This window comes from Polaromonas sp. A23 (genome assembly GCF_002001015.1).
GTDB lineage: Bacteria > Pseudomonadota > Gammaproteobacteria > Burkholderiales > Burkholderiaceae_C > Polaromonas.
Genome location: NZ_MUNO01000022.1, coordinates 126834 through 150310, shown reverse-complemented (window position 1 = coordinate 150310; position 23477 = coordinate 126834). Strand labels below are relative to the sequence as shown.

The window sequence follows — 23477 nt, the reverse complement described above, 5'->3', positions numbered from 1 at the left end:
TCATCGAACCAGCATCGCCAGGGGCATCAACACAATTTCAAGAAGGGCATAAGTCAGCGTCATGAGGGGACGCATCCACAGGTCGGTGATCACCCGGGAAATCACGAGTGCCATCACGATGAAGAAGCCCCAGGGCTCGATGCGCGAGACGAACAAGGCTTGTTTGTAGGGCAACAAACCCACCAGCACGCGCCCGCCATCCAGTGGCGGCAAGGGGAACAGGTTGAACACCATCATGACGATATTCACCAAAATGCCAGCCTGGCACATCTTGATGAAAAATGGCTCGCTGATGCCCGCACCTTGCAGCAGGTTGAACGCGACACCCCACAGCAAAGCTTGGGCAAGGTTGGCGCCGGGGCCGGCCAGGGCGACCCAGATCATGTCCCGCTTGGGGTTGCGCAGCTTGCCGAACTGCACAGGCACCGGCTTGGCGTAGCCGAACAGGAAGGTGCCCGAGGTGGCGAAGTAAAGCAGCAGCGGCATCAGGATGGTGCCCACCGGGTCGATGTGCTTGACTGGGTTGAGTGTGACGCGGCCCAGCATCCAGGCCGTGTTGTCGCCAAAGTAGCGGGCAACGTAACCGTGCGCCGCCTCATGCACGGTGATGGCAAAGAGCACGGGAAGCGCGTAAATGGCAACGGTTTGAATCAGGTCAGCGATATCCATGACCAATTATCGCCCCCACGCTTGTCGCTTCGCGCACTGCGCTGCCCCCCGAGGGGGTCGCTGCGCCTGCGGCCCGGCAAAGCCGGTTCCGCGGCCCCTGCTGGCGGAAGAGCGCATAAATTACAGGCCTAAGGCGGCAAGGTCGCCGCGTCCTTGCCGCACCACCACGGGGTCGCCGCCCTGGCCCATGGCGGTCAGGTCGATCACGGTGGTGGCTTCCTGCGGGCAGGCGCCGGCATCGATGACGGCCGCCAGGTCGTGCTCCATCTGGTCGCGGATCTCGCTGGCGTCGTTCAGCGGCTCGGTCTCGCCGGGCGGGATCAGCGTGGTGGCCAGCAGGGGTGCGCCATGCAGCTCCAGCAGGCATTGCAGGGTTTTGTGCCCGGGCACACGCAGGCCTATGGTCTTGCGTGAGGGGTGGCTCAGGCGGCGCGGCACCTCTTTGCTGGCTTCGAGGATGAAGGTGTAAGGCCCCGGCGTGGCGGCCTTGATCAACCGGAACTGCTTGTTGTCCACCCGCGCGTAATTGGCCAGCTCGCTGAGGTCGCGGCAGAGCAGGGTCAAGTGGTGCTTGTCGTCCACCCCGCGGATGCGGCGCAAGTTGTCGGCCGCCGTTTTGTCGTCGAGATGGCACACCAGCGCATAGCTTGAATCGGTGGGCACGGCGACGACGGCGCCACGTGTCAGCAGGGCGGCTGCCTGCTTGAGCAGACGCGTCTGAGGGTTGTCGGGGTGAATTTCGAAGTACTGAGCCATGGGGTCTGGATCGGAGGAAGAGTCAGGATTCAGCGGGTTGCACGCTGAACTGGGCCAGCGCGCGGCTTTCGCGTGCGGTCAACCAGGCGCCGACGGCGCCGCAGACAGCAATCATGGCCATGCCGACCATGGACCAGCCGTCGGGTACATGCGAAAAGGCAATCCAGCCGCCCACCATGGCGAATGCAATCTGTGCGTACAGGTAGGGCGTGAGTGTGGCGGCCGGTGCCTTCTGGTAGGCCAGGATCAGCATGAAATGCCCCACGGTGGCCGCCACTCCCATCAGCACCAGCCAGCCCCACAGCGACCAGCTGGGCAGGGAAGCCCAGACAAAAGGCAGGGCCAGCGAGGCCAGCAGCGTGCCGACCCAGCCGGTGTAGAGGTGCATGGTGATCGGGTCTTCGGTTTTGGCCAGCCGGCTGGTGAGCACCTGGAAACCTGTGTTGGTTGCGACCATGCCAAGCGGCAGCAGCAGGGCCCAGTTGAAGTCGTCGCCGCCGGGGCGAATGATGATCAGCGTGCCCGCAAAACCGCCGAGCACCAGCAACCAGCGCAGGGTTGAGACTTTTTCACCAAGCGCGGTGGCCGCCAGCAATGTGATGAGCAGCGGCACGATGGCGCCGATGGCGGTGAACTCGCCCACCGGCATGTATTTGAGGCTCAGGAAGGCGAACAGGCTGCTCAACAGCAACAGCATGCCGCGCAGGCACTGGAACTTCGGGTGGGCCGTTCGCAGCACGCTCAGGCCGCGCGCAGGCAGCACGGCCGCAGTGGTGGCCAATGCCTGGAAGAAGTAACGAAACCACAAGGCCATCAGCAGCGGCACGCTGGCGCTGACAAACTTGGTGGTGGTGTCCAGCGTCGCAAAACAGGCGACCGCGGCAATCACCAGCGCAATGCCCGCCAGGGCCGAAGGCGTGCGGCTCACTGGATGCGGTCTTCCAGGAGCTCCCAGACAGGCGTGAGGTTGCCCGGCAGAAAAGGCAGGGTGCCCAGATCGGTGTGGCTTTCGTCGGGGCTGTGGAAATCGCTGCCGCGGGAGGCCGCCAGCTCGAACTCCTTGGCGGTTTCTGCGTACTTCACATATTCCTGCGTCGTGTGGCTGCCGGTGACCACTTCCACGCCTTGCCCGCCGTGCGACTTGAACTCGGTGAACAGTGCGTATTCTTCGTTGGGCGTGAATTTGTAGCGGCCCGGGTGGGCGATCACCGCCACCCCTTTGGCGCTGGTGATCCAGGTCACGGCGTCGCGCAGGTTCGCCCAGCGGTGCGGCACATAACCCGGCTTGCCCTCGGTCAGGTATTTGCGGAAGACTTCCGAGGTTTCCTTGCAGACGCCCGACTCCACCAGGAAGCGTGCAAAGTGGGTGCGCGAGATCAGGTCGGGGTTGCCGACAAACTTCAGTGCGCCTTCGTAGGCACCCTTGATGCCGACCTTGGCCAGGCCTTCGGCCATTTCCATCGCGCGTTGTTCGCGGCCGCCACGGGTGTTGCGCAGGCCCTGCTGCATGCTGGCGTCGTCAGGATCGAACCCCAGGCCGACGATGTGCACGGTTTCGCCGGCAAAAGTCACGGAGATTTCGGTGCCGGTCAGGTAGTGCATGCCGTTGGCGCGTGCGGCCGCAGCGGCACGGTGCTGGCCGCCGATTTCGTCATGGTCGGTCAGTGCCCAGAGTTCGACGCCGTTGGTTTTGGCGCGATCGGCCAGGGCCTCGGGGGTCAGCGTGCCGTCCGACACAACCGAGTGGCAATGCAGGTCCGCGTTCAGGATGTTTTTGGGGGTCACCAAAGCATTTTAGGCTTTCAGCCCCCGGGCTGCCGGGGCGGGCCGCATGCCTTGGCCAACCGTGGGGATGATGCGAATGACCTCCCAGGACTTTCTGTGGCCAAGTCAAGGCAATCGCCTACCATCGTGCTTTATTTTCAAACCCCGGAGGGCATCGGCCATGATCACCGTTCACCATCTCAACCACTCCCGTTCGCAACGCATCCTTTGGTTGCTGGAAGAGCTGGGCGTGGGCTACGAGATCAAGCGCTACGAGCGCGACCCGAAAACCATGCTGGCACCGGCTTCGCTGCGCCAGGTGCATCCGCTGGGAAAGTCCCCGGTGATCACCGACGGCGAGCTGACACTGGCCGAGTCTGGCGCCATCATTGATTACCTGATTGAGCGCTATGGTGCCGGGAAGTTTTCACCGGCGCTGGGCACGCCAGCCCGCCTGCGCTATACCTACTGGCTGCATTACGCGGAGGGCTCGGCCATGTCGCCACTGCTGCTCAAGCTGGTGTTCGACAAGATAGAAAAATCGCCCATGCCGTTTTTTGCAAAACCGATTGCCAAAGCCATCAGCAGCAAAATCAAAGCGGCGGTGATTGAGCCGCAGATCACGCAGCACCTGGACTACCTGGAAGGCGAACTTGGCAAGAGCACCTGGTTTGCCGGCGAAGCTTTCAGCGGCGCCGACATCCAGCTCAGCTTTGTGCTGGAAGCTGCCGCTGCGCGCGGCGGGCTTGACGCGAGCCGGCCGAAGCTGATGGACTTTTTGCGGCGCATTCATGAGCGCCCTGCCTACAAGCGGGCCATCGAGCGTGGCGGGGAATACGCGGTTTTGACCTGAGTATCGATCAAAATCGGTCGTTTGCCCTTATTCCACGGGCGCTACCAGCTACTTATTTAATAGCAAAAATGCCGTGACGATTTTCAGCGGAAGCCGAAGTACGACAGGATGAAGCCAATGATGACGACCAGGCCGACGATGTAGATGATGGTGTTCATGTATTTCCTCTGGGAGTGTTGTGGGCAACGCCGCATGCGCGCCACTGACCCAGATGGTGGGCCCACACGGGTCAGGCCACTGTAGGCAGCGCTACCCAGCCCCCGTCGGACAAAGCCCTCATGGGCTTAAAACTCGGCGGCCTCCACCAGAAAACGCACACGCTTGACGCCCTGCCACTCATCTGCGTCGAGCCGGAAGGCCAGCTTCACGCGTGCGGGCAAGGACTCTGTGTGGCCGAACCAGATGCCGTCCACCGGCTGGCCCTGATGCTTGAGCTTGAGCGCCAGGTGTTTTTCGCCGACAAGGCGCTGTGACACCACCTCAACTTCCTCGCTGAATGTCGGCGCTGCAAAGCCCTGGCCCCACACCTCCCGGTGCAGCGTGTCCACCAGGTCGGCGCGCCTGTATTTCGGCGCCAGCGGGCCGTCGGTGTCCAGCCTGCGCGTCAGGGTGGCCGCGTCCAGCCACTCGTGCGCCACTTCTTGCAGGGCCTGCTCGAAAATATCGAAGTGTTCCTCGGCAATGGTGCAGCCGGCCGCCATCGCGTGGCCGCCAAAACGCAACAGCACGCCGGGGTGGCGTTTGGCCACAAGGTCCAAGGCGTCGCGCAGGTGAAAGCCGGCAATCGAGCGGCCCGAGCCCTTGAGCTCATGCTCCCTGCCTGGCGCCTGGCTGGCGGCAAACACAAAGGTCGGGCGGTGCAGCTTGTCCTTGATGCGAGAGGCCACGATACCGACCACGCCTTCATGGAAGTCGGGGTCGAAGATGGCGATGGCCGGCGGCGGCACCTCATCCTCGTCGATCATCGCGTCGGCCGCGTACTGCGCCTGCTCGCGCATGCCGGCCTCGATGTCGCGCCGCTCGCGGTTGATGCCGTCCAGTGTTTTCGCCAACTCGTCGGCGCGGCCTGCATCGTCGGTCAACAGGCATTCAATGCCCAGGGTCATGTCGCTGAGACGGCCAGCGGCATTGATGCGCGGGCCCAGGGCAAAGCCAAAGTCAAAGCTGGTGGCCACGGAAGCCACGCGCCCGGCAGCGGTGAACAACGCGGCCAGGCCGGCCGGCAGGGCGCCTGCGCGGATGCGCCTCAGGCCTTGCGCCACCAGGCGGCGGTTGTTGGCGTCGAGTTTCACCACATCGGCCACGGTGCCGAGCGCAACCAGGGGCAGCAGGTTGTCCAGTTTCGGTTGATTGCCTGAATCGAATACGCCGCGAGTGCGAAGCTCGGCACGCAGCGCGAGCAGCACATAAAACATTACACCCACGCCGGCAATCGACTTGCTTTCAAACCCGCAATCGGGCTGGTTCGGGTTGACGGTGACGTCGGCGTCGGGCAAAACGATCTGACCCTCACGCATGGCCGGCAGGTGATGGTCTGTCACCAGCACCTGCATGCCGAGCGCGCGCGCACGCGCCACGCCCTCGATGCTGGCGATGCCGTTGTCTACCGTGACGAGAATGTCGGCCCCTGTGGCCTTGACGCGTTCGGCAATGGGGGCGGTCAGCCCGTAGCCGTCGACCACGCGGTCGGGGACGATGTAGCTCACCTGCGTTGCGCCAAGCAGGCGCAGCCCGCGCAGCGCCACGGCGCAGGCGGTGGCGCCGTCGCAGTCGTAGTCGGCGACGACGCAGATTTTCTTTTGCGCGGCGATGGCGTCGGCCAGCAGGGTGGCTGCCTGCGCCGTACCTTTCATGCTGGTGGGCGGCAGCAGGCGCGCCAGCCCGTCGTCCAGCTCGTCAGCCGAGACCACACCGCGCGCGGCATACAGTTGCGCCAGCAAGGGGTGCACGCCAGCCTGCTCAAGCGCCCACACACTGCGCGGGGGTGCTTCACGTACTATTATTTTCATAGCGTCTCAAGTAGACCCGGCAAGGGCTTGGTGCCAAAAATGCTGGTGAGTTTTGTGAAAATGCCGATGGAGGCCGTTTCAAGGCTCAGCGCGCTCTGTTCTCCGCAAAGGCTCAGGCGCACGGTTTCACCGCCTTGCTGCAAGGCCAGCAGGCGCGCGCCTTCACTGGCATCGAGCGCCGCCCAGGCCTGGGCGTAGTCTGCCCAGTCGTCACTGAAAGCGGCTTGCGCCAGCTCGCGCGACGTGCTGATGTTGCCGGCTGCCGGGGCCTTGAAGTTGTCGGGCAGCGCACCGCTTGCGCTGACCCAGAAAGAGTTGACGCTCAGTTGCCTTCGGGTGGCACGCGCGTCATTGACAGCATGTGTGTACAGAAGCATTTGCATTTCGTTCTGCAGTAATCTCATCGCGCGCCCTGCTACGCCGCCAGACAACCACGGGCCCACATTGCGGCCCAGCACCCGGTCCAGCGACGCGCTGGGCAGGTCACGAAACATTTCGCCTTCAGCCAGCCAGCGTGTTGGGTTGGCATAGTGCAGCGTGATGCCATGGGTTTCGAAATAAGGCTGCATGGCCGCCAGCAGGGTGCGCGACTCGCCTTCTTGCAGGTTCAGTGCGGCCGGGTCGGTCATCGTGGCCTGTTCGCGGCCCATGGCCCAGTGGCAGGGAGTGATGTGAGCCCACGCTCGGGCGCCGGGAGCGCCGCCGGCCTGCAGGTGTTGCCAGGCGGCCCAGGGAATCAGCCCATCAGGCGCCTGCAGGCCCAGCGCCTGGGCCAGCACCCGCTCATGGGGCGGCGAGAGCGAATGTGCGTCGCCACTGTCGGTGTGCGCCGGTTTCATACCCCGGAGCAATTTGTTGAAGTTGCGGAAACTGTCCGGTGGCATGGCTCGGACGGCGGGTAACCAATCGTCGGAGGCGCACGCGGCAAAGGGAAGCACCCCGTGGTGGTTGGGCGGGGTCGGGAAAGTGGCCATCCGCCTATTGTCCGGGATGCAGGGGGTTCCCGGCTGATGCCACAATTGCCTCATGCAAATCCCCTATGAGCTGATTCTGGGCTGGCGCTACACCCGCGCGGGCCGCGCGACACGGCGCAACGGTTTTATTTCCTTCATCTCCGGCGTTTCCATGCTGGGCATTGCGCTGGGCGTGGCGGCGCTGATCATCGTGCTCAGCGTGATGAACGGCTTCCAGAAGGAGGTGCGTGACCGCATGCTGGGCGTGATTTCGCACATTGAGGTGTTTGCACCCAATGGCGCGGCGCTGCCCGATGTGCAGAAAACCCTGGCTGAGATCAAGCAGAACCCCGAAGTTGTCGGCGCTGCCAGCTTTATTGCAGCGCAGGCCCTGCTGGCGCGGGGCGAAGACATGAAGGGCACCCTGGTGCGCGGCATAGACCCGGCGCTGGAGGGCCAGGTGACGGACCTCGCGGTGGACCTGAAGGACACGGCGCTGCCCAAACTTGTTCCGGGAGGTTTCGGTGTGGTGCTGGGTGGCGAACTGGCCCGCGCGCTGGGCGTGCGCGAGGGCGACTCGGTGACGCTGATTGCCCCGAGCGGGCAGGTGACACCTGCCGGCGTGGTGCCGCGGCTCAAGCAGATGACGGTGGTCGGCACCTTTGACTCCGGCCACTTTGAATACGACTCGGCCCTCGTCATGCTGCACCAGGATGATGCCGCCAAAATTTTCCGCCTCGAAGGCCCGACCGGTATACGTATCAAGCTTCAGGACCTGCATCAGGCGCGCGAGGTGGCGGCGCAGCTGTCGCGCACGCTCAGCGGTGATTTGCTGATCCGTGACTGGACGCGGCAGAACCGCACCTGGTTTGCCGCGGTGCAGCTTGAAAAACGCATGATGTTCATCATCCTGACGCTGATCGTCGCGGTGGCGGCCTTCAACCTCGTCAGCACGCTGGTGATGACGGTGACGGACAAGCGCGCCGACATCGCCATCCTGCGCACGCTGGGCGCCAGCCCGAAAAGCATCATGGGTATTTTCATGGTGCAGGGCGCCATGGTGGGGGTCATCGGCACTCTCTCGGGCCTGCTGCTGGGTCTGGGCATCGCGCTCAACATCGACGTTATCGTGCCCGCGCTGGAGCGCTTGCTCAACGCCAGCTTTTTGCCGAAAGACATTTACCTGATCAGCCGCATGCCCAGTGACCCGCAGTACGCCGACATCATGCCGATAGCCCTCATCGCCCTGGTGCTGGCATTTCTGGCAACCATCTACCCCAGCTGGCGCGCCAGCCGTGTCAACCCGGCGGAAGCATTACGCTATGAGTGAAATTGTTCTTAATGCCAGCGGCTTGACCAAACGCTTCCACGAAGGCCCGATTGACCTGACTGTTCTGCACGGCGTGGACCTGCAGGTGTTTGCTGGAGAGACGCTGGCCATCGTGGGCGCCTCCGGTTCCGGCAAAAGCACCTTGCTGCATTTGATGGGGGGGCTGGACGCACCTACAAGCGGGCAGGTCGAGCTCAAGGGCCAGCAGATGTCTTCGCTATCGGCGGCTGCGCAGGGTGACCTGCGCAATCAGCATCTGGGATTCGTTTACCAGTTTCATCATTTGCTGCCCGAGTTCAGCGCGCAAGACAACGTGGCCATGCCCTTGTGGATACGCGGCGACGACCGCCAGAAAGCTGCACAGACCGCAGCAGCCATGCTGACCAGTGTGGGCCTGAAAGACCGCATTCACCACCGGCCTGCAGAACTCTCGGGCGGCGAGCGCCAGCGCGTGGCCATTGCCCGGGCGCTGGTGACGAAGCCGGCCTGCGTCCTGGCCGATGAACCGACTGGCAACCTGGATCGCTCAACAGCGGACGGCGTATTTGAACTGATGCTCAAGCTCGCGCGCGAGCACGGCACGGCTTTTGTGATGGTCACGCACGACGAAACGCTTGCGACGCGTTGTGAGCGGCGCTTCAGGTTGGTGTCGGGCCGCTTGTCGGCGTGGGTTTGAAGTCGAGGTGATGCGTCCCGCATGACGGTCGCGCAGCGGCAAATCTTTAGAGCCATCGTCGAACGCTGTGCTGGTAGTCCGTGTACTCCTGGCCGAACTTTTGGAGCATGGCCCGCTCTTCGAACGGGATGTACCAATAGTGGGTAAGCAGGGCAAACCCGGCCACGGCGAGAAACGGTGATGCGGCGCCCAGGAGCACGGCAACGCCGGCCAGCGTTGTGACGAAGCCAAGGTACATCGGGTTGCGGGAGACGCGAAAGAGTCCTTCCCGCGTGATCTTTCCGGGCTCGCCGAAGGTATTTATATTGGTGCCGAGTTTCTTGAACAGGCGTGCATGCCAGTTGGCGATGGCCAGTCCGCCCGCAATGAAAAAATAGCCGGCCCAACTGTAGGGCGCGCCCCACAGATGAAATAGCGGAAGGAACCGGTCCAGCGCCAGCATCGCACCTGCAATGAGCACCATGACAACGGGAGGAAGCAGTATGAATCGCATGAATACCCTCGAAAGTGTTTTGACTCCGCAAGTCTGCAGGGCGGAGAACCCGTTGTCGTTAACCGAGGTTAACGGACAGACAAACTCTTCTGCACCTGTTGCACGAGGCGTTCTTGAGCTACTGGCGTGTGACCCGCTGCCTGGCTGGGATCGTGTGGCGTCAACGATTCGGTTGGTGCGCCTGCGTCCCGGCGAGCACCTTTTCCGCGTGGGACAGAGTCAACCCTTTGTTTTCTTTGTTCGCCAGGGCGTGCTCAAGATGATTTACGAAACAGGCGATGGAAAGGAATGGATCAAGGCTTTTGCTGGAGAAGGTGCTTTTTTCTCAAGCCTCAGCGCACTTCAGACTGGCGGCCAGACGACTTTTTCGGTGCTTGCGCTGCAGGACGCGGTGGTTGAAAAGGTCGACTATGCGCTTCTTCACGCGCTGGCCGAACAGCACATGGCCTGGCAGCGCGTACTTCGCCGCGCGTTTGAAATTTATGGCTTCCGAAAAGAGAAGCGGGAGAAGGATCTCCTGACGCTCACGGCGGAGGAGCGCTACAAAAACTTCCTGCTGGAACACCCCGACCTGGAGTCCCGGATTTCCCAGAAAGACCTAGCCGGGTACATACGCGTGACGCCCGTGGGTCTGAGCCGCATCAAGGCACGCATCAAACGGGCCGGCAACTCTAGAGCACCCGGTTAAACCACAGCAAGGACAGGCTCGCCGATACCAGAGCCAGAGCAGCCGCTGCCAGGGCCAGCAAGCCGGAAATTTCGGTTTCCTTTTTCTCGACTGTCAGCCGTGAACTCAGGGTTTCATAAACCTTCTTCAAGTCTGCTGCGGTCCCCGCATAAAAGTAATCAGCCTGGGTTTTGTTGGCAATGGCTTTGAGGGTTTCCTCGTCGAGCTTCACGCGCATGGACCAGCCTTCAAAACCGATGGTTTCGCCGTCGACCGTGCCAATGCCTACGGTGTAGATACGCACGCCATGATCAGCGGCAATCTTCGCCGCTTCCAGCGGGTCCACGCCGGTGGTGCGCTGGCCGTCCGTCAGCAGAATGATGGCACCGGAACCGTAAGAGCCGGGGGCGACAGGCGTGAAGCTCTTTTTGGGCTCTTTGGGCACTTGGTCGATAGCGACTCCGCTGCTGCGGTTGCGCCCGTAGGTCAGCGAAGCCAGATCGATACCTGCATCGGGAAGTAACTCGCCCAGTGACACCACGATGGCATTGCCAATGGCGGTGGCGCGTTGCATTTGGAACTTGTCGATGGCAGTCACCAGGTCTTCCCGGCTCAAGGTGGCGGGCTGTACCACCGAAGCGGTACCGGCAAAGGCAACGATGCCGACACGCACGCTACGCGGCAATTCGGCCAGGAAAGCTTTGGCAGCATTTTGCGAAGCGACCAGCCGGTTGGGTTGCACATCGGTGGCCCGCATGCTGCCTGAGACATCCATGGCGAGGATGATGGTTTCCTGCTGCGAAGGCAGGGTGATCACGGCGAAGGGTCGCGACGCAGCCAGCAGCATGGCGGCCATGGCCAGCAGGAACAGCAGCGGCGGAATATGGCGCCGAAAACTCTGCCCGGCACCCATGGCCTCGCGCACGATCGACAGGCTGGCATAACGAAGAGCCATTTTTTTCTTGCGGCGCAGCAGCCAGATGTACACGGCCACCAGCAGCGGCAGCGCGAGCATGAGCCAGAGAAACTGGGGCCAAAGGAATGTCACAGGTGAGTTCACGAGAAGTCTCCTTGGGGGCGGGCCGCTTCAGGCCACCGCCTTGAGATGATCAGGCAGCACGCGGCCGCGGCCGCTCGCGCCCGAGGTCTGGCCGCGGCGCTTGCGCAGCTCTGTAAAACGCATGATGGCGTCGACCAGGTCGCCGTCGGTGGACAGCTCCAGCGTATCCACACCGGCCCGCGCCAACGCCTGCCGCAAGTCCGCTTCGCGCTGCGCGGCAATTCTTGCGAAGCGTTTGCGAAAGCCTGCGTCGTGGGTGTCGACCAACAATTGTTCACCGGTCTCTGCATCCCGAATGGGCAACAGCCCCAGGTCGGGCAGTTCCAGCTCCAGCGGATCGAGCAGGCGCACAGCCACCACCTCGTGCCGCTGTGCCAGCTGGCCCAGTGTTTTCTCCCAGCCCGGCTCGCTGATGAAGTCGGACACCACAAAAACGGTGGAACGCCGGCGCAAAAATTGGGCGGCAGAGCGCAGCAAATCATCCAGCCGCGTGGTTGCCTCGCCTTGCGCCTCGGGGCGCGCCTGCATGCTGTGCAGCAACCGCAGAACATGCCCGCGGCCACCGCGGGCAGGGATCACGGTGTCCACCCCCGTGCCATACAGCATGGCGCCAATGCGGTTGCCATGGCGCGTGAGCACACGGGCCAGAACCGCCACAAACTCACTGGAGATCTGGCTCTTGCGCTGCAGGCCGGAGCCGAAATCAACCGAAGGGCTGAGGTCAAGCAGGAACCAGCTGGCCATCTCCCTGTCTTCCGTGAAAACGCGCACATGCGGCAATTGCAGGCGCGCCGTGACGTTCCAGTCGATGTGCCGCACATCATCGTGGTGCTGATATTCACGCAAATCGGCCAGATCCATGCCGGTGCCGCGCATCAAGGTACGGTAGTCGCCTTGCAACAGGCCGTCGAGGCGGCGCAGGACGGTCCATTCAAGACGGCGCAGCACATGTTCGGCGTTGCCACCCGAAGCCTCTGCCAAAGCGCCGCTTGGGGCCTCCATCGGTTCAGCCCGGGTAGATCTTCGGAACCAGTTTCTCATGCTCAGGCGCTCCGCCACCTAAGGGGTAAGGCAACCAGCGAGCGAAGAACACTCCCCTTCGAGTAGGGGCCGCGGATCTGGCTTTGCCAGTCCGCAGGCGCAGCGGCCCCCTTGGGGGGCAGGGAGCTACACGCAGTGAGCGACCGTGGGGGCAACATCTTCAGGCAGCCAGTTTTTCATGCTCCAAAGGCCGTGCGGGCGCAGGCACTTTCGCCATGATTTTCGAGACCACGGCGTCCGGTGTCAGTCCTTCGGACAGGGCTTCATAAGACAGCACCAGCCGATGCCGCAGCACATCGGGCACCAGGTCCGTCATGTCTTCGGGCAAAACATAGCTGCGGCCGCGCAACATCGCCAAGGCGCGCGCGCCTTCGGTCAGGTTGATGGTGGCGCGCGGGCTGGCCCCAAAGGTGATGAAACGGGCAAGATCCTTCAGACCATGCTTTTCGGGCGTGCGGGTGGCAGAGACCAGACGCACGGCGTACTGGATGAGCGAAGGGTCCACGTACACGCGGCGGCATTCGCGCTGCAAGCCGGCCAGCTGCTCGGTTGTGGCCACGCTGGAGACAGCAACGGCGGGCCCGATGACGCGCTCGACGATCACAAATTCTTCTTCGTCGGTCGGGTAGTCCACCAGCACCTTCATCATGAAACGGTCTACCTGCGCTTCGGGCAGCGGATAGGTGCCTTCGGTTTCGATGGGATTTTGCGTGGCCATCACCAGAAAGGGTTCGGGCACACGATGGGTTTCGCCGGCAATGGTGACTTGCCGTTCCTGCATCACTTCCAGCAAGGCGCTCTGCACCTTGGCGGGCGCGCGGTTGATCTCGTCGGCTAGCAGCAAGTTGGTGAACACCGGGCCCAGCGAGGTGCTGAAGTCGCCGGTTTTCTGGTTGTAGATGCGCGTGCCGACCAGGTCGGCAGGCACCAGATCGGGTGTGAACTGGATGCGCTTGAACTTTCCGTGGATGGTATTGGCGAGCGTCTTGACGGTGAGGGTTTTGGCCAGGCCAGGCACGCCTTCCACCAGCAAGTGGCCCTGCGCGAGGATGGCCACCATCACCCGTTCAAGAAAACGGTCCTGGCCGACCACCACGCGTTTGACTTCGTAGAGGATTTGCTCCATCAGCTGCGCGGTCTGCGGGTCTTGCGGGGATACGGGTGTTTGCATGGGACAGGTCCTTCAGAAAGGGGTGAGGCCGACTGCAGAGGCAGCATTTTCAATCGGCACGGCAAACGCAATGCCGACAAAACTGCGTTGCTGGTTGGGGTTGAGGATGGCCGTGACGATGCCGACCACTTCGCCGTCCATGGTGACCAGCGGGCCGCCCGAGTTGCCGGGATTGGCCGCAGCGTCAAACTGGATCAGGTTGCGCATTTCCTGCTTGCCTTCCGGCGAGCGGAAAGTGCGCTGGAGACCGGATATCACGCCCGCCGAGGCAGACGGCCCGATACCAAAGGGGTAGCCGACTGCCAGCACATGGTCGCCGGGAGCCAGGTCGCCGGTGGAGCGCATGGTGGCGGCGATCATGTCGTCCGGAATTTTGTGCGCCTGCAACACCGCGAGGTCGTTTTCGGGCTGGGCGCCGGTGATGTGTGCAGTGGATTCGAGACCGTCGGAAAAAACCACCTTGATGGTCTGCGCGCCCTGCACCACGTGCAGGTTGGTCAGGATGATGCCCTTGTCAACAATGACCACGCCGGTGCCGACGCCGTATTCAACTTCTTCCTTGCCGTCTTTGCTTTTGCCGTAACCGGTGACGCGCACGACGGACGGGCGAATCGCCTCGTAGGCCCTGGCCACCGCAGAGGGCAACTGGGTGGTTTCCAGCGTTTTCAGGACAGCGGCATTGATGTCTTCCTGGGTCAGCTTGCGCGGCGAGGTACGCAATGAAAGTGACAGACTGATGACCAGCAGCACGGCCATGACCGCGAGGGCCGCCCACAGCAGGCGAGGATCCGAAGGTGAAAACCACCGCCTCGCCGGGTCGGATTCCGCGGCCACCGGCGCGGGGTTAGGCGGATCGGGCGCCTTGTCCCGGGGGGCCTGGTTGGAGCGGCTGTAAAGGGCTGGCCTGCGCATCCGTTTCACCTGTGATGAAGGGTTTTCGGGAGTGAGAGTGCACAGTATCACGTCTGATGCATCCGTGCACAGTGTTCGGGCAGGGCGTGGGGGCATCCGCCGGGCGGGGCGAGGGCCGGTTCAGGCATTATTGGCGCATGCCTTTCTGGATAGACACCCATTGCCACCTGGACGCGCCGGAGTTTGCAGCGGACCGGGCTGCAATGCGGGCACGCGCCGCCGCGGCCGGTGTGGGGCACTGCGTGCTCCCGGCTGTCGCTGCCTTCAACTTTGACGCGGTCCGGCACCTGGCGCATGAATTTGAGGACAGTTATGCATTAGGTATTCATCCGCTGTGTGTCAAGGATGCGCAGGAAGGCGATCTGGCGCTGCTGGACGCCGAATTGGGCCGGCACAGGAGCGACCCGCGCCTGGTGGCTGTGGGCGAGATCGGGCTGGATTTTTTTGTTCCGGAATTGACACAAAGCCCGCTACGCGAGCGCCAGGAACACTTTTACCGCGAGCAGCTTTTGCTGGCGCGTAAACACGGCCTGCCGGTGATCCTGCATGTGCGGCGGTCAGCCGACCGGCTGCTCAAGTATTTACGCGAGTTGGTGCCGCCAGGGGATGGCTGGCAAGGCATTGGCCATGCCTTCAACGGCAGCCTGCAACAGGCGGAAGAGTTTCTCAAGCTGGGTTTCAAGCTTGGCTTTGGTGGCGCGGTAACGTTTGACCGGGCCTTGCAGTTGCGGCGGCTGGCGACAGAATTGCCTCTGTCGGCGATGGTGCTGGAGACCGATTCCCCGGACATTGCGCCGCACTGGCTTTACACAACCGCTGAGCAACGCAGCCAGGGGCAGGCGCAAGGCCGTAACGAGCCGGCCGAGCTGCCGCGCATTGCGGCGGTTATTGCCGGGCTGCGCGGTATCACGGTGGATGAGTTGGCGCAGGCAGCGCGATCCAATACGCTGGCGGCGCTGCCCGGGCTGGTGCCGCTCCTGCCATGTTGACCGGTTTGCCGCCGCTGGTTTCCAACCGCACACGCCTGCTGATCCTGGGAAGTTTCCCGGGCGTGGCTTCGCTGCAGGCGCAGCAGTACTATGGTCACCCGCAAAACCATTTCTGGCGAATTCTTCAAGCCATTTGGCCGGATGGCCCAGTAGGTACGGGCGCTGATAGCTATCAAATTCGTAGCGAATGGCTGTTGTCCAGGCAACTTGGCGTGTGGGACGTGTATGCTGCCTGCGAGCGTGAAGGCAGCCTGGACAGCAGTATCCGCAAGCCGGTAGTCAATGATTTTGCGGAGTTGCAAAAAATCTGTCCTGTACTGGAAGCGATTGCCCACAACGGCGGGGAAAGCTTTAAACATGCCCGCCATACCTCATTGTTCGGCTTGCCGGTTTACAAGCTACCCTCCACCAGCCCGGCCAACGCCTCCTGGTCGTTTGAGCGCAAACTCGTAGCCTGGCGTGAAGTATTTGAAAAACACCGATTGACTGACTGAGCCATGGCCCGTAAAGATACCGACACAAATCTGATCCTGCCCGAGGTCAATTTTTCCGACTTCGGCGACATCCGCTATCTGCATCTGGGCACCGAATGGGTCCAGGGCTCGATGTTGCTGGACAAACCTTTTGACATTGAGCTGGAATACGTCCAGCGCATGATGGTCTGGCTGCTGTTTGCAGACCCCGGCACAGTGGCAAGGCGCCACGCCATGCAGCTGGGCCTGGGCTCGGCGGCGTTGACCAAGTTTTGCTACAAAAAACTGAAGATGAAAACCACCGCCGTCGAGCTCAACCCGCAGGTGGTGGCTGCCTGCAGGCTCTGGTTCAAGCTGCCGCAAGATGACTTGCGCCTGAAGGTCATCCTGGCCGATGCCGCGCGGGAAATTCGCAAGCCGGAGCATCAGGGGACAGTCGATGCCTTGCAGGTGGACCTGTACGACCACGAAGCCGCCGCGCCGGTGCTTGATAGCGCGGACTTTTACGCCGACTGCAGGGAGTTGCTCAGCGAGGACGGCATCATGACGGTCAATCTGTTTGGCAGGGACTCGAGCTACCTCAGATCGCTGGAAAAAATTGCCGAGGCGTTCGGGCCCGAATCGGTGTGGGCCTTCAAGCCAACACGCGAGGGCAACACCATTGTTGCGGCACAGCGTGAGCCGACTCGTCCTGAGCGCACTGAGTTGGTGCAAAACGCGGATGTGGTGGAGTCCCGTTTCGGCTTGCCAGCCAAAAAATGGCTCAGGCTCTTCAAACCCGTGTGTTGACCTGTCGGCGACGGGGGAGGCCTGGTCGCATCAGTTAAAGTGCCACCATGCGCCCCGCCATGCCCTCCAAGTCCCGTCCTGAACCGAGTGCCAAACAGTCTGTGGCTGGCCCGCTGGACTGGCGGCGGCTTGTCGAGTGGCTCAGTGAAGACGGCGTGATCTCGACCGCCGAGGCCCAGCGCACCATTGCGCGTTGTTCGCAGGTGCAGAGTGCCCAGCATCCGCTGATCCGTCTGGCCAGCGTCAGCATGACACGCGTTTCCGACGGCAAGCCGCTGGACATAGAAACCATTGCCCAGTGGCTGGCGGGCCGGGCCGGGCTCGATTACCTGCGCATTGACCCGCTGAAGGTTGATGTGGGCAAAGTGGCCGATACCATGTCGGCCGTGTATGCCGAACGCCACAAGGTGTTGCCGGTACAGGTGAGTCCCTCCGAAGTGGTGGTGGCTACTGCCGAGCCTTTCATCACCGACTGGGTGTCCGAGGTCGAGCGTCAGGCCAAACGCAGCGTTCGCCTGGTGATCGCCAACCCACTGGAGATTGCGCGTTATACGGCCGAGTTTTTTGCGCTGGCCAAGTCAGTGAAAGCCGCCATGAAGGCCGGCGGCAACAGCGGCGCTGCCAGCTTCGAGCAGTTGGTCGAGCTGGGAAAAACCAACAAGCAACTTGATGCCAATGACCAGGGCGTGGTGCAGGTGGTGGACTGGCTCTGGCAATACGCGTTCGACCAGCGCGCCAGCGACATTCACCTGGAGCCGCGGCGGGACCAGGGCGTGATCCGCTTTCGCATTGACGGCGTTCTGCACCCGGTATATCAGTTGCCCATGGGCGTTCACAACGCGATGACGGCGCGCATCAAGCTGCTCGGGCGCATGGATGTGGTCGAAAAACGCCGGCCGCAGGATGGCCGCATCAAGACGCGTAATCCGCGCGGCGATGAAATCGAAATGCGCCTTTCCACCTTGCCCACAGCGTTCGGCGAAAAGATGGTGATGCGGATTTTTGACCCGGACACCACCGTCAAAGACCTCGACGCGCTGGGTTTTTCCCAGCATGACGCGGCGCGATGGGAACAGTTGGTCAAGCGGCCCTATGGCATTGTGCTGGTCACCGGCCCCACGGGTTCGGGCAAGACCACTACGCTGTATTCCACCCTGAAGCGAATCGCGACCGAAGAAGTCAACGTCAGCACCATCGAAGACCCGATCGAGATGATCGAGCCGGCTTTCAACCAGACGCAGGTGCAGGCGCATCTGGACTTTGATTTCCCCGAGGGCCTGCGTGCCTTGATGCGGCAGGATCCCGACATCATCATGGTTGGCGAGATACGCGACCTCCAGACCGCGGAGATGGCCGTGCAGGCCGCGCTGACCGGGCATCTGGTGTTCAGTACGCTGCACACCAATGACGCGCCTTCTGCCGTGTCCCGGCTGATGGAGCTGGGGATTCCCTCCTACCTGATCAATGCCACGCTGTTGGGTGTTCTGGCGCAGCGGCTGGTGCGCACGCTGTGCAAGCAGTGCCGTGAAAAAGACGAAGGCAGCTCGCGCGAGACGCTGACCGAGATCGTCAAGCCCTGGCAGATCAACGGGGGCTACCAGCCCTACAAGCCCGCGGGATGCGTTGATTGCCGGATGACCGGCTTTCTGGGCCGCATGGGGCTGTATGAACTCCTGACAGTCACCGAAGCTTTCAAGGACAAGGTCACCAAGGAGCCCAGTATCGATGCATTGCGGCGCCAGGCGGTGGCAGACGGCATGCGGCCGCTCAGGCTCGCGGGTGCCCTCAAGGTGGCTGAGGGCTTGACCACTGTTGAGGAAATCCTTTCGACCACACCGCCGATGTCCTGATTGCTTATCCAGTTCTTACAATCCGACCATGACTAAGTGAAAGCCACATGCTCGTCATGGGCAATTGCATGCACAATCCACCGATTCATTCTTTATCTACAGGAGACAAACCGTGAATATCAAGAGTCAGAAAGACTTTTTTTGCGGCCTGATGTTCATGGCCGTGGGTGTTGCGTTTGCATGGGGCGCAAGCACCTACAACGTCGGCACGGGCGCGCGCATGGGCCCGGGCTACTTTCCGCTGATGTTGGGCGTGCTCCTTGCCTTTATCGGTGCAGTGATCACATTCACGGCGCTGGTTGTGGAGACCCAGGGTGGCGACAAGATTGGCAAGTGGGCCTGGAAGCCGCTGATTTTCATTATTCTGGCAAACGTGGTGTTTGGCGTTTTGCTGGCCGGTCTGCCCAGCATCGGGCTTCCCGCTTTCGGCCTGATTGTGGCCATCTATGCCCTGGTTTTCATCGCCAGCATGGCTGAAGCCGGCTGGAAGGTCAAAACCACTTTCATTCTCGCCACCGTATTGGCCATTGGCAGCTATCTGGCATTCATCGTGGCGCTGAAACTGCAGTTCCCGGTCTGGCCTGCATTCATCACCGGCTAAGGATAAAAAATGGATCTGATCTCAAATTTGTCCCTGGGCTTTAGCGTTGCCTTCACGCCCATCAATCTGCTGTATGCCTTTGTCGGCTGCGTGCTCGGTACCCTGATCGGCGTATTGCCCGGCATCGGCCCTGTGGCCACCATCGCCATGCTGTTGCCCGCAACCTACGCGTTGCCACCGGTGTCGGCGCTGATCATGCTGGCCGGTATTTATTACGGCGCGCAGTACGGCGGTTCCACCACCGCAGTTCTGGTGAATCTGCCTGGCGAGTCTTCTTCTGTCGTGACCTGTATTGACGGGTACCAGATGGCGAGAAAGGGGCGGGCGGGCCCAGCGTTGGCCGCTGCCGGGCTGGGGTCCTTTTTTGCGGGCTGTGTGGGTACGCTGATTCTGGCGGCCTTTGCTCCCCCTCTGACCGAGCTGGCCTTCAAGTTCGGCCCTGCAGAATACTTTGCCTTGATGGTTCTGGGCCTGATTGGTGCGGTCGTGCTGGCCTCCGGTTCACTGCTCAAAGCCGTCGGCATGATTGTGTTGGGTTTGCTGATGGGCCTTGTGGGTACCGACGTGAATTCCGGCGTGGCGCGTTTCAGCTTCGATGTGCCCGAGTTGACCGACGGTATCGGCTTCGTCGTGATCGCCATGGGTGTGTTCGGCTACGGTGAGATCATCAGCAACCTGGCGCAACCCGAGCATGAGCGCGAAGTTTTCACTGCCAAGGTGACCGGGCTCTTCCCGACCAAGGAAGATTTCAAGAACATGGCGCCTGCCGTGCTGCGCGGTACAGCCCTCGGTTCGGCGCTGGGTATTTTGCCCGGTGGTGGCGCCCTGCTGGCGGCGTTTGCGGCGTATGCGCTGGAGAAGAAAGTCAAGATGAAGCCGGGCGAAGTGCCTTTCGGCCAGGGCAATATTCGCGGTGTGGCCGCGCCTGAATCGGCCAACAACGCCGGCTCGCAAACCTCTTTTATTCCGTTGCTGACACTGGGCATTCCGCCCAACGCTGTGATGGCCCTGATGGTGGGCGCCATGACGATCCACAACATTCAGCCCGGTCCGCAGGTGATGACCAGCAACCCGGAGCTATTCTGGGGCCTGATTGCCTCGATGTGGATCGGTAACGCGATGTTGGTTATTCTGAACCTGCCGCTGATCGGTATCTGGATCAAGCTGCTGACCATTCCCTATCGCCTGCTGTTCCCCGCGATTGTGTTGTTCTGTGCCATTGGTGTTTACTCGACCAACAACAACACCTGGGACATCTGGATGGTGGCGATTTTTGGCGTGATCGGTTATTCGTTCATCAAGCTGGGCGCCGAGCCGGCGCCGCTGCTGCTGGGCTTTATTCTGGGCCCCATGATGGAAGAAAATCTGCGCCGCGCCCTGCTGCTTTCACGTGGCGACTGGAGCGTGTTTGTGACGCGTCCCTTGTCTGCCGGGTTGCTGACGGCTGGTGTGTTGCTGCTGATCATCGTTTTGCTGCCCGCGGTGAAGAACAAACGCGAGGAAGCCTTCCACGAAGAAGAGCCGGTATAAGGAGTGCTCCCGCATGCCAACGGCGCCTTCGGGCGCCGTTTTTTATTGGACGCCAGGAGCCTGGCGGACTGGGGCGTCGATTCCCGGATCCGACAGGCTCCTGGAGGTTGTGCAAGGGCTGGGCGGTTTCCGGGGAAATCATTGACAATTCCCTAATGCCATCCCCATCTACTTTCTTCGACTACAGCAACCCCTACACCTCCACCCGCATTCCGCTGTTTGCGCGCAATGTGGTTTCCACCTCGCACCCGCTGGGCGCGCAGGCCGGCCTGCGCATGCTGCTCAAGGGCGGCAATGCGGTAGACGCCGCCATTGCCGCCGTGGCCACCATGACGATTGTCGAGCCCGTCAGCAATGGCCTGGGCAGTGACGCATTTGCCCTGATCTGGGATGGCAAGGCGCTGCATGGTCTGAACGCTTCAGGACGCGCGCCGCAGGCGTGGACGCCCGATTACTTCAAGCGCAAACACCGCGCAGGCGCCACCACGCCTCCCAAGCGCGGGTTTGACTCGGCGACTGTGCCCGGCGCGGTGGCCAGTTGGGTGGCGATGAGCGAGCGTTTCGGCAAACTGCCTTTCGCTGATCTGATGGAGCCGGCGATTGAGGCCGCCGAGCGCGGTTACCTGGTCCCGCCGGTGGTGCAACAGAAGTGGGCGGCTGCGACGGATGAATTGAAATCCCTGCCCGGTTTTGCGCAGTCCTTTTTGCCTTGGGGCCGGGCACCGAACGTTGGCGAGTTGTTTCAGTTCAAGGCTGCGGGCAGGGCGCTGCGTGCCATCGCGCAGAGCAAGGGAACGGCCTATTACGGCGGTGAAATCGCGCAGGCCATCGAGAAGTTCTCTACGCAAAACGGCGGCAGCATCACGGCCAAAGATTTCGAGTCCTACAAGCCGGAATGGGTCACGCCTATCGGTAAGGACTACCGCGGCTACACCCTGCATGAAATACCGCCGAATGGCCAGGGCATTGCCGCGCTGATTGCCCTGGGTATCCTCGACAAGTTTGATCTCGCCAGCCTGGCCGTGGACGGTGTGGACTCACAGCACCTGCAGATTGAGGCGATGAAACTGGCCTTTGCCGACGTCTACAAATACGTGGCCGAGCCATCGTCGATGGAGGTGAGCGTCGAGCAAATGCTCGATGACGACTATCTCGCTGCTCGTGCCAAACTCATCGACATGAAAAAAGCGCAGGACTTCGGCGCCGGCAATCCGGTCAAGGGCGGCACCATCTACCTCACCGCAGCCGACGAAGACGGCATGATGGTCAGTTTCATCCAGAGCAACTACATGGGTTTTGGCTCAGGCTGTGTCGAGCCCGAGTTCGGTATCAGCCTGCAAAACCGCGGCCATGCCTTCAGTCTGGAGGCGGGCGCCAACCAGGTGGCGCCGGGCAAGCGGCCTTTCCACACCATCATTCCGGCTTTCCTGACCAAGAATGGACAACCGATCATGTCTTATGGCGTGATGGGCGCCAACATGCAGCCGCAGGGCCATATGCAGACCCTGGTGCGCATGCTGGATTACAAGCAGAACCCGCAGGCCGCCTGCGATGCGCCACGCTGGCGCTACAACGCGGGGCTCGAAATCAATGTCGAAGCGGCCATGAACGCGCAGACGGTACAGGGCCTGGCCGACCGCGGCCACCGCACGGAAGTCATCAATGACTCCTACCAGGATTTCGGCGCGGGTCAATTCATCTGGCGTGCCGGCGACCCGAAGGTCGAAGGGTATGTCGTTGCCAGTGATGGCAGGCGTGATGGCCAGGCGGTTGGCTTCTAGAAGCGTGTCTTGACTCAAAAGAACGAAGAAAAACCGCTCCCAGCCCAAGGTTTACGGGCACAAGCAGCTCCTAAAAGCATAGCGGGTGGCTTACTGCTGGCGACGCTGGGCGCCATCGCCTTCAGCGGCAAGGCGATCATCGTCAAGCTCGCCTACCGTTACGGTGTCGATGCCGTTACGCTGATCATGTACCGCATGTTGTTTGCATTGCCGATTTTTGCCGCCATGGCCTGGTGGGCCAGCCGCGGCAAGGCGGCCCTCACGCGTAAAGACTGGCTGGGTGTGGCGTGGCTCGGGTTTACCGGCTATTACCTCGCAAGTTTTCTCGACTTTGCAGGCCTGGCTTACATCAGCGCGTCGTTTGAGCGGCTGATTCTGTATCTCAATCCCACGTTGGTCCTGCTGCTGGGGCTTGTGCTGTATGGGCGGCGCATCACCTTGACGCAGGTCATCGGCATGGCGGTCAGTTATGGCGGTGTGGTGCTCGTGTTTGGCCATGAAATCAACCTGCTGGGCCGGGAAGCTGCCTGGGGTGCCTTGCTGGTTTTCCTGAGTGCTGTCAGTTACGCCATTTATCTTGTCTACAGCGGTGAAATGGTGCGGCGCCTGGGCGCCCTGAGGCTGGTGGGCCTGGCTACCACCGTGGCATGTATTTGCTGCATCGTGCAGTTCCTGGTGTTGCGGCCCATGGGTGCCGCTGCCGTTGCGCCTGAGGTGATCTGGCTGTCGGTCGTCAATGCCACCTTGTGCACGGCGGTTCCTGTGCTGATGGTGATGATGGCCATCGAACGCGTCGGGGCCGGTCTTGCAGCACAGGCCGGCATGGTCGGCCCCATGTCCACCATTCTCATGGGCGTGCTCATCCTCGGTGAGCCTTTCACCGGCTGGGTGGCGGCAGGCACAGTGCTGGTGATCGCCGGGATTTTCGTCTTCACCCGAGGGAAATAGCCCCCACGGTTGCTCACTGCGTGTAACTCCCGAGGCCTTGCAGGCCGCGGCTCGCTAGAAGCTTCGCCTCTGTCGCCTGTCCAAAGCTGCTCAAGCAGCTTTGGAGCCGCAGGCTCCAGCCCCTTGGGGGCCGCTGCGCCTGCGGACTGGCGGTGCCAGATC

At 61.9% G+C, this 23477-nt stretch carries 24 protein-coding genes; 12 read left to right on the top strand and 12 right to left on the bottom strand.

The window, feature by feature from the left end; genetic code table 11:
• From B0B52_RS12045 to B0B52_RS12030, 4 genes are all read right to left on the bottom strand, one after another.
• On the bottom strand, window positions 1-669 hold the full coding sequence (locus tag B0B52_RS12045) for a site-2 protease family protein (RefSeq protein WP_077593885.1): 669 nt from the start codon (window positions 667-669) through the stop codon (window positions 1-3).
• 120 nt (window positions 670-789) lie between these two features.
• Window positions 790-1425 carry an L-threonylcarbamoyladenylate synthase gene (locus tag B0B52_RS12040; RefSeq protein WP_077593884.1) on the bottom strand — a complete coding sequence of 212 codons (636 nt, stop codon included), beginning with the start codon at window positions 1423-1425 and terminating at the stop codon, window positions 790-792.
• A 22-nt stretch (window positions 1426-1447) separates the two neighbouring features.
• Window positions 1448-2353, bottom strand: a complete 906-nt coding sequence (locus tag B0B52_RS12035) for a DMT family transporter (protein WP_077593883.1) — start codon at window positions 2351-2353, stop codon at window positions 1448-1450.
• A complete protein-coding gene (locus B0B52_RS12030) occupies window positions 2350-3210 on the bottom strand; it encodes a 3',5'-nucleoside bisphosphate phosphatase (protein ID WP_077594089.1) in 861 nt (286 codons plus the stop codon). The genes B0B52_RS12035 and B0B52_RS12030 overlap by 4 nt, the downstream gene beginning before the upstream one ends.
• A gap of 160 nt (window positions 3211-3370) precedes the next feature.
• Between B0B52_RS12030 and B0B52_RS12025 the strand changes: the two genes are divergently transcribed.
• Entirely contained in the window at window positions 3371-4042 is a 672-nt protein-coding gene (locus B0B52_RS12025) for a glutathione S-transferase (protein ID WP_077593882.1), read from the top strand.
• Between the two features lie 83 nt (window positions 4043-4125).
• Here B0B52_RS12025 and B0B52_RS22470 read toward each other — a convergent pair whose 3' ends face one another.
• From B0B52_RS22470 to B0B52_RS12015, 3 genes are read right to left on the bottom strand one after another with little or no spacing between them, the layout of a single operon-like run.
• Window positions 4126-4266, bottom strand: a complete 141-nt coding sequence (locus B0B52_RS22470) for a hypothetical protein (protein ID WP_168173537.1) — start codon at window positions 4264-4266, stop codon at window positions 4126-4128.
• A 60-nt stretch (window positions 4267-4326) separates the two neighbouring features.
• Window positions 4327-6051 (bottom strand): single-stranded-DNA-specific exonuclease RecJ, encoded by a 1725-nt coding sequence (recJ, locus tag B0B52_RS12020; protein WP_077593881.1) that lies wholly within the window; start codon window positions 6049-6051, stop codon window positions 4327-4329.
• The gene (locus B0B52_RS12015; protein WP_254425696.1) at window positions 6048-6890 is read right to left on the bottom strand and encodes a hypothetical protein; all 843 of its coding nucleotides are present in this window, start codon (window positions 6888-6890) and stop codon (window positions 6048-6050) included. The genes recJ and B0B52_RS12015 overlap by 4 nt, the downstream gene beginning before the upstream one ends.
• Before the next feature lie 187 nt (window positions 6891-7077).
• On the opposite strand from B0B52_RS12015, the gene B0B52_RS12010 reads away from it, so the two are divergent.
• The gene (locus B0B52_RS12010; RefSeq protein WP_077593879.1) at window positions 7078-8334 is read left to right on the top strand and encodes a lipoprotein-releasing ABC transporter permease subunit; all 1257 of its coding nucleotides are present in this window, start codon (window positions 7078-7080) and stop codon (window positions 8332-8334) included.
• On the top strand, window positions 8327-9010 hold the full coding sequence (gene lolD, locus B0B52_RS12005; protein WP_077593878.1) for a lipoprotein-releasing ABC transporter ATP-binding protein LolD: 684 nt from the start codon (window positions 8327-8329) through the stop codon (window positions 9008-9010). Before B0B52_RS12010 ends, lolD begins: the two co-directional genes overlap by 8 nt.
• 46 nt (window positions 9011-9056) lie before the next feature.
• Here the strand turns inward: lolD and B0B52_RS12000 are convergent, their stop codons facing one another.
• On the bottom strand, window positions 9057-9503 hold the full coding sequence (locus B0B52_RS12000; protein ID WP_077593877.1) for an isoprenylcysteine carboxylmethyltransferase family protein: 447 nt from the start codon (window positions 9501-9503) through the stop codon (window positions 9057-9059).
• Between B0B52_RS12000 and B0B52_RS11995 the strand changes: the two genes are divergently transcribed.
• Window positions 9463-10191 (top strand): Crp/Fnr family transcriptional regulator, encoded by a 729-nt coding sequence (locus B0B52_RS11995; RefSeq protein WP_254425695.1) that lies wholly within the window; start codon window positions 9463-9465, stop codon window positions 10189-10191. The two genes, B0B52_RS12000 and B0B52_RS11995, sit on opposite strands and share 41 nt — an antisense overlap.
• On the opposite strand, the gene B0B52_RS11990 is transcribed toward B0B52_RS11995, so the two are convergent.
• The 4 genes from B0B52_RS11990 to B0B52_RS11975 all read right to left on the bottom strand — a co-directional run bounded on the left by B0B52_RS11990 (window position 10175) and on the right by B0B52_RS11975 (window position 14354).
• Entirely contained in the window at window positions 10175-11218 is a 1044-nt protein-coding gene (locus B0B52_RS11990; protein ID WP_077594088.1) for a VWA domain-containing protein, read from the bottom strand. The genes B0B52_RS11995 and B0B52_RS11990 overlap by 17 nt on opposite strands.
• Before the next feature lie 39 nt (window positions 11219-11257).
• A complete protein-coding gene (locus B0B52_RS11985; RefSeq protein WP_371327396.1) occupies window positions 11258-12232 on the bottom strand; it encodes a DUF58 domain-containing protein in 975 nt (324 codons plus the stop codon).
• 199 nt (window positions 12233-12431) lie between these two features.
• Window positions 12432-13442: a MoxR family ATPase gene (locus B0B52_RS11980; protein ID WP_077593874.1), complete on the bottom strand. Its 1011-nt coding sequence runs from the start codon at window positions 13440-13442 to the stop codon at window positions 12432-12434.
• A gap of 12 nt (window positions 13443-13454) precedes the next feature.
• Entirely contained in the window at window positions 13455-14354 is a 900-nt protein-coding gene (locus B0B52_RS11975; RefSeq protein ID WP_077593873.1) for a S1C family serine protease, read from the bottom strand.
• Between the two features lie 137 nt (window positions 14355-14491).
• On the opposite strand from B0B52_RS11975, the gene B0B52_RS11970 reads away from it, so the two are divergent.
• The 8 genes from B0B52_RS11970 (at window position 14492) to B0B52_RS11935 (ending at window position 23315) form a co-directional block, all read left to right on the top strand.
• Window positions 14492-15343 (top strand): TatD family hydrolase, encoded by an 852-nt coding sequence (locus B0B52_RS11970; protein ID WP_077593872.1) that lies wholly within the window; start codon window positions 14492-14494, stop codon window positions 15341-15343.
• A complete protein-coding gene (locus B0B52_RS11965) occupies window positions 15337-15837 on the top strand; it encodes a DNA-deoxyinosine glycosylase (protein ID WP_077593871.1) in 501 nt (166 codons plus the stop codon). The genes B0B52_RS11970 and B0B52_RS11965 overlap by 7 nt, the downstream gene beginning before the upstream one ends.
• A 3-nt stretch (window positions 15838-15840) precedes the next feature.
• Window positions 15841-16605, top strand: coding sequence for a spermidine synthase (locus B0B52_RS11960; protein WP_077593870.1), 765 nt, complete (start codon window positions 15841-15843; stop codon window positions 16603-16605).
• A gap of 47 nt (window positions 16606-16652) precedes the next feature.
• Window positions 16653-18455 (top strand): GspE/PulE family protein, encoded by a 1803-nt coding sequence (locus tag B0B52_RS11955; protein WP_077593869.1) that lies wholly within the window; start codon window positions 16653-16655, stop codon window positions 18453-18455.
• Window positions 18456-18567: 112 nt separating this feature from the next.
• Window positions 18568-19056: a tripartite tricarboxylate transporter TctB family protein gene (locus B0B52_RS11950; protein ID WP_077593868.1), complete on the top strand. Its 489-nt coding sequence runs from the start codon at window positions 18568-18570 to the stop codon at window positions 19054-19056.
• A gap of 9 nt (window positions 19057-19065) precedes the next feature.
• Entirely contained in the window at window positions 19066-20586 is a 1521-nt protein-coding gene (locus B0B52_RS11945; RefSeq protein ID WP_077593867.1) for a tripartite tricarboxylate transporter permease, read from the top strand.
• Window positions 20587-20741: 155 nt separating this feature from the next.
• Window positions 20742-22367 (top strand): gamma-glutamyltransferase family protein, encoded by a 1626-nt coding sequence (locus B0B52_RS11940; RefSeq protein ID WP_077593866.1) that lies wholly within the window; start codon window positions 20742-20744, stop codon window positions 22365-22367.
• A gap of 78 nt (window positions 22368-22445) precedes the next feature.
• Window positions 22446-23315, top strand: coding sequence for a DMT family transporter (locus B0B52_RS11935; protein WP_254425702.1), 870 nt, complete (start codon window positions 22446-22448; stop codon window positions 23313-23315).
• The last annotated feature ends 162 nt before the right edge of the window (window positions 23316-23477 follow it).